At 51.8% G+C, this 9978-nt stretch carries 8 protein-coding genes; 1 reads left to right on the top strand and 7 read right to left on the bottom strand.

Annotated elements, in window-relative coordinates:
• Positions 1 to 42 precede the first annotated feature (42 nt).
• The 5 genes from tpiA to rlmE all read right to left on the bottom strand — a co-directional run bounded on the left by tpiA (position 43) and on the right by rlmE (position 5762).
• Positions 43 to 798: a triose-phosphate isomerase gene (gene tpiA, locus ABYP33_RS15675; RefSeq protein ID WP_373092097.1), complete on the bottom strand. Its 756-nt coding sequence runs from the start codon at positions 796 to 798 to the stop codon at positions 43 to 45.
• Between the two features lie 71 nt (positions 799 to 869).
• On the bottom strand, positions 870 to 2204 hold the full coding sequence (glmM, locus tag ABYP33_RS15680; protein WP_373092098.1) for a phosphoglucosamine mutase: 1335 nt from the start codon (positions 2202 to 2204) through the stop codon (positions 870 to 872).
• Positions 2197 to 3072 (bottom strand): dihydropteroate synthase, encoded by an 876-nt coding sequence (folP, locus tag ABYP33_RS15685; protein WP_373092099.1) that lies wholly within the window; start codon positions 3070 to 3072, stop codon positions 2197 to 2199. The genes glmM and folP overlap by 8 nt, the downstream gene beginning before the upstream one ends.
• A gap of 7 nt (positions 3073 to 3079) precedes the next feature.
• On the bottom strand, positions 3080 to 5026 hold the full coding sequence (gene ftsH / locus ABYP33_RS15690) for an ATP-dependent zinc metalloprotease FtsH (RefSeq protein WP_373092100.1): 1947 nt from the start codon (positions 5024 to 5026) through the stop codon (positions 3080 to 3082).
• Positions 5027 to 5138: 112 nt separating this feature from the next.
• Positions 5139 to 5762, bottom strand: a complete 624-nt coding sequence (rlmE, locus tag ABYP33_RS15695; protein ID WP_373092101.1) for a 23S rRNA (uridine(2552)-2'-O)-methyltransferase RlmE — start codon at positions 5760 to 5762, stop codon at positions 5139 to 5141.
• A gap of 90 nt (positions 5763 to 5852) precedes the next feature.
• On the opposite strand from rlmE, the gene ABYP33_RS15700 reads away from it, so the two are divergent.
• A complete protein-coding gene (locus tag ABYP33_RS15700) occupies positions 5853 to 6161 on the top strand; it encodes a YhbY family RNA-binding protein (protein ID WP_184464667.1) in 309 nt (102 codons plus the stop codon).
• Positions 6162 to 6169: 8 nt separating this feature from the next.
• Here ABYP33_RS15700 and greA read toward each other — a convergent pair whose 3' ends face one another.
• A complete protein-coding gene (gene greA / locus ABYP33_RS15705; protein ID WP_373092102.1) occupies positions 6170 to 6652 on the bottom strand; it encodes a transcription elongation factor GreA in 483 nt (160 codons plus the stop codon).
• Positions 6649 to 9870, bottom strand: coding sequence for a carbamoyl-phosphate synthase large subunit (gene carB, locus ABYP33_RS15710; protein WP_373092103.1), 3222 nt, complete (start codon positions 9868 to 9870; stop codon positions 6649 to 6651). The genes greA and carB overlap by 4 nt, the downstream gene beginning before the upstream one ends.
• Between the last annotated feature and the right edge of the window lie 108 nt (positions 9871 to 9978).

The raw sequence follows: 9978 nt of genomic DNA on the forward strand, positions 1-9978 counted from the left end.
ACAAACCAGCCAACACATGTACGATTAAAATTGCTTGTTCCATTACTCCGCCGCCCGACATATTGCGGAAAATTCCTGCGCATCAAGTGATGCACCACCTACTAAACCGCCATCAATATCCGCCTGCGCGAATAATTCACCTGCATTGGCCGCCTTAACACTGCCGCCGTACAGAATTCTTAAACCCGTCGCCAAAGGCTCGTCCTTTTTCGCAAACAAGGCACGGATAAATGCGTGCACTTCTTGAGCCTGCGATGGCGTCGCCGTTTTGCCAGTACCAATTGCCCACACTGGTTCGTAGGCAACCACGACACTACGCATCTCCTCAATGCTTAATACTGCAAACACTGACTGAAGCTGCTCAGCGATTACTTCTAAGGTTGCGCCATTATCGCGCTGACCTTCCGTCTCACCCACGCACACTATCGGCGTTAGGCCCTGCACTAAAGCTTGCTTCGCTTTTTGCGCAACACGCTCATTACTATCTTGGTACATCGCGCGACGCTCGGAGTGACCAACAATCACATACCGACATCCTGCATCAGCCAACATGCCCGCAGACACTTCGCCCGTGTAAGCACCCTCACCAGCTTGCTCACACACATTCTGCGCGCCGACCGCCACTGGTGAACCAGACATACCCTCGACAACACGCGCAATATACACTGAGGGCGGAAACACCGCGATATCAACACCGGGTTCCGACGGGAGTGCGGCCCTTAAATTCGCCATTAATTTTCCAATGCTGGCGCTATCACCATACATCTTCCAATTACCTGCTACGAGACTACTCCGCATGCCATTTCCCTTAGCGCAAAATGGGCGCCAATCTTACATAAACTTATAAATACATACAAGGAGACGAGCGATTAAGATGAAAGCTTTCTCACCTTATCTGCTAGACGCTGACAAAGTGCCGTGACCTGCGCCGCATCTTCGCCCTCAACCATGACCCGCAACAGCGGCTCAGTTCCAGAAGCGCGCAATAATACCCTGCCTCGCCCTGCTAATTCCAGCTCAACCGCTTCAACTGCGGCGACTAATTCACTATTTTTTAGATCAACAGGTGAATTAATGCGCACATTTTCCATTATTTGCGGAAATTTCCTCACTGGCGCCTTCAATTCCGCCAAGCTCTTACCGCTGCCAACGATTGCACCGACCACTTTCAAGGCCGCAACAATGCCATCACCAGTGGTACTCACATCAGCGCATATAATATGCCCCGAGTTTTCGCCACCCAAATCCCAGTCGAGCGCGTTCATTCGCTCTTTCACATAACGGTCGCCAACATTCGCGCGCTCAAAGCCAATACCCAACTCTTTTAAGGCCAACTCAAAACCTAGATTCGACATCAACGTGCCCACCACGCCGGGGCAAGCCTTACCTCGACGCAAACGCTCAGCGACTATAATAAACAACAGCTCATCGCCATCGATCAACTCGCCATCGGCGTCGACAAACAAAACACGATCACCATCACCATCAAACGCGATGCCAAAATCAGCCGCTTCCGCTATCACTCTCCGCTGAAGTGCAGAGGGGTGCGTGGAACCCACCTCAGCATTAATATTGACACCATCCGGCGACGCACCCATCACTACGATTTCAGCACCAAGCTCAGTAAAAACTGCCGGGGCAACGTGATAGGTTGCGCCATGCGCGCAATCAAGCACAATGATCAACCCCTTCAAAGACAGCCCGGACGCTACTGTTGATTTGCAGTACTCAATATAGCGACCTGCGGCGTCATCGATACGCCGCACCTTACCAAGGTCTGCCGACGCCACCGTGGTCATAGTTAGGTCAACGGCCGATTCAATGGCGAGCTCAACATCATCAGCCAGCTTACTGCCGTCGCCTGAAAAGAACTTGATGCCATTATCGTAATAGGGGTTATGGCTCGCACTAATAACAATACCGGCACGCGCCTGAAACGTCCGTGTTAAATAGGCAATAGCCGGCGTTGGCATTGGCCCTAGCAACAAAACATCAACACCTGCGGCAACCAGACCCGCCTCCAGCGCCGACTCAAACATATAGCCAGAAATGCGCGTGTCCTTACCAATTAAAACCTTGCTGCGGCCCTCTCGAGCAAACACCTGCCCTACTGCCCAGCCTAATTTAAGAACAAATTCTGGGGTGATTGCCCCCTCGCCAACTCGCCCACGGACACCATCTGTGCCAAAATATTTCCTATTCATTTTTTATTTTCTCAAATTTCAAAGCCTGCGCTACCCGCACAGCATCAACCGTTTCTTTAACATCGTGAACCCGAATAATATGAGCGCCGCGCTCCACAGCCATCGCCGCCATTGCCACACTTCCAGCCAAGCGCTCGCCCACCGGCCGCCCAGTAAGACCGCCAATCATCGATTTGCGAGACATCCCAACCAATATCGGGTACCCCCACGCCACCATGTCCGGCAAGCGCCGAAACAACTCAAGATTATGAGCAAGGGTCTTTGCAAAACCAAAACCCGGGTCAAGTACAATCCGCTCAGAAGCAATACCGGCGCCGGCACACGCATCAATACGCTGACTCAAAAAAGCATCCACCTCCGCCGCGATATCTCGATAAACTGGGTTATTCTGCATCGATACAGGCTCGCCCTGCATATGCATAAGACACACCGGCAAGCCGCTAGTCGCCGCCGCTTGCATGGCATTTGGTCGCTGCAGGGCACGCACATCATTGATGAGCCCCGCGCCTAAAGCGGCACCTTCGCGCATAACAGTCGCATTACTGGTATCCACAGAAATAACCACATCAAAGCGTTGTGCAATGGCCTCGACCACTGGCAGCACCCGCCGACATTCTTCGGCCTCCGACACCGGCGCCGCACCAGGCCGAGTAGACTCGCCGCCGACATCGATCAGGCTCGCACCTTCCGAGCAAGCTAAATCGACTTGCGCTAAAATTTTATCGAGCAAAGCGGCGCCGGCGTGGTATTTACCGCCATCGGAGAAGGAGTCGGGTGTAACATTAATGATCGCCATAACCTGCGGCTCGCGCAGGTTTATAAGGCGATCACCGCAGCGTAGCTGCGATGAGGATTGAAAATTGTGCATTGCCGACCTAGTGATCGCTCACCGAGTCAACAAAAGGATCTTCAGGGCGATCTTTCTTATCCGCCCTTGGCGCCGGTTCATCATCTATCTCTTCTTTCACCGCGCGACCACCGCGACGATCATCATCATCCCAACCCGCAGGTTTACGCGGAGTGCGACCATTCATAATATCGTCAATTTGCTTGGCATCAATGGTCTCATAAAGCATCAAGGCATCAGCCATCACATCTAACTTGCCGCGATTTTCTTCCAAGATCTTACGGGCGGTGGCGTAGCACTCGTCAATAATACGGCGCACTTCTTCATCAATCTGCCGGGCAGTTTCGCCAGAATGACCTTTACCGGCTTGGCCGGCTGAACGACCAAGAAAAACTTCTTCCTCGGCATCGTCGTACATCAGCGGCCCCATCTTGTCGGACAGCCCCCACTTGGTCACCATTTTGCGAGCAATATCGGTGGCGCGCTGAATATCATTCGATGCGCCAGTCGTTACACCGTCAGCACCCAAGGTCATTTCTTCAGCAATACGACCGCCAAACAAGGAACAAATTTGGCTGATAATATGACGTCGACTCAAACTGTAACGATCTTCTTCAGGCAGGAACATGGTTACGCCCAAGGCGCGGCCACGAGGAATAATACTGACCTTATAAACCGGGTCGTGCTCAGGCACGGTGCGACCAACAATCGCGTGACCGGCTTCGTGGTAGGCCGTATTCAATTTTTCTTTGTCTGACATCACCATGGATTTGCGCTCAGCGCCCATCATAATTTTGTCTTTGGCTAAATCAAATTGCGCCATGCTGACCAAGCGCAAATTACTGCGAGCCGCGAACAGTGCCGCCTCATTTGCTAGGTTAGCCAAATCTGCACCGGAGAACCCAGGCGTACCGCGCGCAATAACAGCTGCCTCAACATCATCACCCAAAGGCAATTTGCGCATATGTACTTTTAAGATTTGCTCACGACCGCGAATATCCGGCAGACCAACGGTCACCTGACGGTCAAAACGACCTGGACGCAGCAGCGCAGGATCGAGCACATCAGGTCGGTTAGTTGCAGCAATAACAATTACACCGTCATTGGCTTCGAAACCGTCCATCTCAACCAATAATTGGTTCAAGGTTTGCTCACGCTCGTCGTGACCACCACCCATACCCGCGCCACGGTGGCGACCAACGGCATCGATCTCATCAATAAAAATGATGCACGGCGCCTGCTTCTTAGCCTGTTCGAACATGTCGCGCACGCGAGAGGCGCCGACACCAACAAACATTTCAACAAAGTCAGAACCTGAGATAGAGAAGAACGGCACCTTAGCTTCACCGGCAATCGCCTTGGCAAGCAAGGTTTTACCGGTACCCGGTGGCCCCACCATCAACACACCACGGGGAATACGACCGCCCAAGCGCTGAAACTTACCTGGGTCACGCAAGAACTCAACCAGCTCTTGCACGTCTTCCTTGGCTTCATCGACACCCGCCACATCGGCGAAGGTAGTTTTAATTTGATCTTCGCTGAGCAAACGCGCCTTGCTCTTACCAAAGGCCATCGGGCCGCCTTTGCCACCACCGGCACCGCCTTGCATCTGGCGCATAAAAAACATAAAAATCGCCAAGATGATTAAAATTGGGAAGCTAGCCACCAATAGCTGGGTCCACAAGCTCTGACGTTCAGGTTTGGTACCTTCTACGACGACGTTGTGCTGGAGCAGATCATCAATTAGCTTAGGGTCGTCAAGCAGCGGCCGCACGGTTTCAAAGCGGCTTTTATCCGCCCGCTCACCGCTAATCATCAAGCCGTCAATGACCACCTTCCTCACCCGCTCATTCTGCACTTCAGAAATAAATTGGGAGTAATTAAGCTGCTCTGTGGGCGACTGAACGCTGAAGTTATTAAACACTGTCAACAAAACAGCGGCTATAACCAGCCACAACAGTAAATTCTTTGCCATATCGTTCAAAAACCGATCCTCATACTGCACTGTTTGCAGAGGCTGCAAACGGGGAAAATGCCCGGATATCTGCCCACTCTACACCATTAACCTGACACCCTCTACGCAATATTCAAGCGCGCAGACCAGTGGCCACTAAATATACTTCCCGCGATCTTGGTCGTGATGCCGCTGGTTTGCGAGTCACCACTTTGCTAAATCGGTCGCGAAGCTGCCGCATATACTCATCGAAACCTTCACCCTGAAATATCTTCGTGGCGAAGCTTCCCCCCGGCCGAAGTACTAATCCCGCCATATCCAGTGCCAGCTCGCACAAATACATAGATTGCGGCTGATCAACATCTCTCATACCACTCATGTTTGGGGCCATATCTGAGATTACAAGGTCTGCCTTGCTATTTCCCAAGTGCGCCATCAACTCGTCAATGACTTCTTGCTCAGTAAAATCACCCCGCACAAACTCCACCCCCGCAATGGAATCCATCTCCAAAATGTCGGAGGCCAGCACCCGACCATGGTGCCCAACCAGCATGGCCGCGACCTGCGACCACCCCCCCGGCGCGCTACCGAGGTCTACGACGCACATACCCGGCTTAATCAAGCGATCCTTTTCCTGAATTTCGAGCAATTTATAACAGGCTCTGGAACGATAGCCGTCACGCTGAGCCATTTTGACGTACTGATCGTCAAAATGTTCCTTCAGCCATGCACCGCTGGATCCTTTAGGCTTCGCCACACTAACTCCATTATTAGCGAGATTGAGATACCGACTGGGCGCACTTTCAAGTAAAATAAGCGCCCACGCTCTTTCCCGGTTCGATATATTATGCCCAAATTCAGCGCCAGCGATAAAAAACACCTACGCAGCATCGGTCACAAACTCAGCCCCGTTGTTATGATTGCCGACAAGGGGCTTAGTGAAAGCGTAGCGCTGGAGCTAGACCGCGCACTCGACGACCACGAATTGATTAAAGTTAAGGTCAATATAGCTGAGCCAACTGAACGCCGCGCGCTAATCGATCAACTGTGTAAAGCGCATAAAGCATTGCTGATTCAGGCTATCGGCAAGATAGCGCTAATTTATCGTCCAGCGAAAACCCCAAACCCGAAGTTATCTAACTTACTTCGGGCTTGAGCTAGCGCTCACTCAGCAAGGTGTTCCACCTTGTCGATTTCGTACTCAATATTACCACCTGGCGCAACGACTACCGCGACATCTCCCGCTTCTTTACCAATTAAGGCGCGGGCGATAGGCGAGGTCACCGAAATTTTACCAAGATTCACATCCGCTTCGTCTTCGCCAACAATACGGTAAGCCACCTCTTCGTCAGTGTCGCAATTAATTAGCGACACTGTAGTGCCAAAAATCACTTTACCGCTATACGGAATCGCAGTGATATCAATCACTCGCACGCCAGCCAGCTTACCTTCAATTTCTTGAATCCGGCCCTCGCAAAAACCTTGTTGCTCGCGCGCGGCATGGTACTCGGCATTTTCTTTTAAATCACCGTGAGCGCGAGCCTCAGCGATCGCCTGGGTAATCCGCGGGCGATCAATTGACTTTAATTTTTTTAACTCTTCGCGCAGCGCTTTTTCGCCGGCAACGGTCATTGGCAATAAACTCATTGCATAAACCCCTTATGAACATCTTGTAAGCGGCGCACGGTTTTCTCTTCGCCAAACACCAGCGCCTGACAAATTGCTTCTGCACCAGCCAAAGTGGTGGTGTAACTCACCTTGTTCGCCAGCGCACTGCGGCGAATCAATGACGAATCCGCAATCGCCTGCTTACCTTCGGTAGTATTAATAATCAGATCGACATCGCCATTTTTCACCATATCAACAATATGGGGGCGACCTTCCAATACCTTATTTACACGCTGACATTTAAGGCCCGCTTCCGTCAAGACCTTGTGAGTGCCACGGGTTGCCAGCAGGCTAAAGCCGAGTTCAACCAATTGACTGGCCACGGCGATTGCCCCTGATTTATCGGGGTCGCGAACACTGATAAAGGCTTTGCCACTGGTTGGAAAGACCTCACCAGCACCTACTGCCGCTTTAGCAAAGGCTTCCGCAAAGGTTTCGCCCAAGCCCATCACTTCACCCGTCGATTTCATTTCTGGCCCAAGAATGGGGTCAACGCCAGGGAATTTATTAAAGGGAAAAACCGCTTCTTTAACAGCAAAATACTTAGGACTACGCTCTTCGATAAAGTCTTGCTCAGCCAGACTCCTACCCGCCATGCAGCGCGCTGCAACTTTGGCAAGTGAAATACCAATACACTTAGACACGAAGGGCACAGTACGTGAAGCGCGAGGATTAACCTCAATCACGTAGATTGAGCCATCTTGCACTGCCAGCTGCACGTTCATCAAACCCACCACGCCTAACTCCAGCGCCATGGCTTTAACGATCTCGCGCATGCGATCCTGAACACCGGCATCCAGCGAATATGGGGGCAATGAACACGCCGAATCACCAGAGTGAACGCCCGCTTGTTCGATATGCTGCATAATCGCGCCGATCACCACATGTTTGCCATCGGACACCGCATCAAGATCAACCTCAACCGCCGCATTCAAAAAGTGATCAAGCAATACCGGCGAGTCGTTAGACACCCGCACCGCTTCACGCATATAGCGCTCAAGCTCTTCTTCTTTATAGACAATTTCCATGGCCCGGCCACCTAATACATAGGATGGACGCACAACCAAGGGATAGCCAATCTCAGCCGCCGCCCGCAGTGCCGCTTCTTCTGAACGCACGGTGGTATTCGGTGGCTGCTTGATATTTAAACGCTGCAGCATCTGCTGAAAACGCTCACGATCTTCGGCGCGGTCAATCGCATCTGGCGTTGTACCGATAATCGGCACACCAGCGGCCTCAAGGTCACGGGCCAATTTTAGCGGTGTTTGCCCACCAAACTGCACGATAACACCCTTTGGCTTTTCTTTGGCCACGATTTCGAGCACGTCTTCCAACGTCACCGGCTCAAAATACAGACGATCTGAAATATCGTAATCAGTTGATACGGTCTCGGGGTTACAGTTGACCATAATGGTCTCGTAACCGTCTTCACGCATCGCCAGCGCCGCGTGAACGCAGCAGTAGTCGAATTCAATACCCTGACCAATCCGGTTGGGGCCACCACCGATAACAAGAATCTTCTCGCGATCCGACGGATTAGACTCGCACTCTTCCTCGTAGGTCGAATACATATAGGCGGTAGAAGTAGAGAATTCTGCCGCGCAGGTGTCTACGCGCTTGTACACAGGGTGAATATCTAAGCTATGACGCAGGCCACGCAACTGCTTTTCACTCACTGCCAGCAGTACTGCCAAGCGCTGATCTGAAAAGCCTTTGCGCTTTAGACGCCACATCATGTCTTTGGTGATATCCGCCAAGGCCACGGTTTTTAAAGAATTTTCAGTTTTAACAATGTCTTCAATCTGCACGAGGAACCAAGGATCAATCCACGAGTGTTCAAACACCTCTTCAACGCTCATACCGGAGCGGAAGGCATCAGCCACAAACCAAATCCGCTCTGGGCCGGGATTCGTCAACTCAGCAATCAAGATGTCTTTAGCGTCATCGCGATCAGTATCGATCTGGTGCTCAAAACCAGCAGAACCCACTTCCAAGCCGCGCAGCGCTTTTTGTAGCGATTCTTGGAAGGTACGGCCAATTGCCATCACCTCACCTACCGACTTCATCTGGGTGTGTAAACGAGTCTGCGCCTCACCGAATTTTTCAAAGGTGAAACGCGGGATTTTGGTAACCACGTAATCGATAGCTGGCTCAAAAGACGCGGGGGTCGCGCCGCCAGTAATCTCGTTCTGCAATTCGTCGAGGGTATAACCAATCGCCAATTTCGCTGCCACACGGGCAATGGGGAAGCCAGTCGCTTTAGAAGCCAAGGCCGAAGAACGGCTAACCCGCGGGTTCATCTCGATAACCACCAGACGACCAGTGTGCGGCTCCATACCAAATTGAACATTGGAACCGCCAGTTTCAACACCGATCTCACGCAATACCGCGCACGAGGCGTTACGCATGATTTGATATTCTTTATCGGTCAGAGTCTGCGCTGGCGCAACGGTGATCGAATCGCCGGTGTGCACGCCCATAGGGTCGAAGTTTTCAATCGCACAGACAATAATGCAGTTGTCGTTTTTGTCGCGAACCACTTCCATTTCAAATTCTTTCCAACCAATCAGGCTCTCATCGATCAACAGCTCATTGGTGGGCGACAGGTCTAAACCGCGGGAACAGATCTCAATAAATTCTTCTTTGTTATACGCAATACCGCCGCCAGAACCACCCATGGTGAAGCTCGGACGAATTATCGCGGGGAAACCAATAGAGTCCTGCACTTGCAGAGCCTCTTCCATGCTGTGGGCAATGGCAGAGCGCGGCGTAGCCAAGCCGATGCGCTTCATGGCCTTATCGAATAACTGGCGGTCCTCTGCCATATCGATAGAATCTTTAGTGGCGCCGATCATTTCTACGCCGTATTTCTCCAGCACCCCTTCGCGATCCAGGTCCAGCGCACAGTTCAGCGCGGTCTGGCCACCCATGGTCGGCAGCAGGGCGTCGGGACGCTCTTTTTCGATGATCTTGGCAACCGTTTCCCAAACCACCGGCTCAATATACGTAGCATCAGCCATCGACGGGTCGGTCATAATGGTCGCGGGGTTCGAGTTTACCAAAATAACGCGAAAGCCCTCTTCGCGCAGGGCTTTACACGCTTGGGCGCCGGAGTAATCAAACTCACAGGCCTGACCGATCACAATCGGACCAGCACCGAGGATGAGAATACTTTTGATGTCTGTTCTTTTTGGCATGGGGTCTCCGCAGGACGCTAGATGGGAGACGGAAAACGCTAAGCAAAAGCGTCTCCCGTTTTCCGTTTAGCGACTCGCTTTAATTAACTCAATAAACTGATTAAACAA

The organism is Zhongshania sp. (genome assembly GCF_041584495.1).
Lineage (GTDB): Bacteria > Pseudomonadota > Gammaproteobacteria > Pseudomonadales > Spongiibacteraceae > Spongiibacter.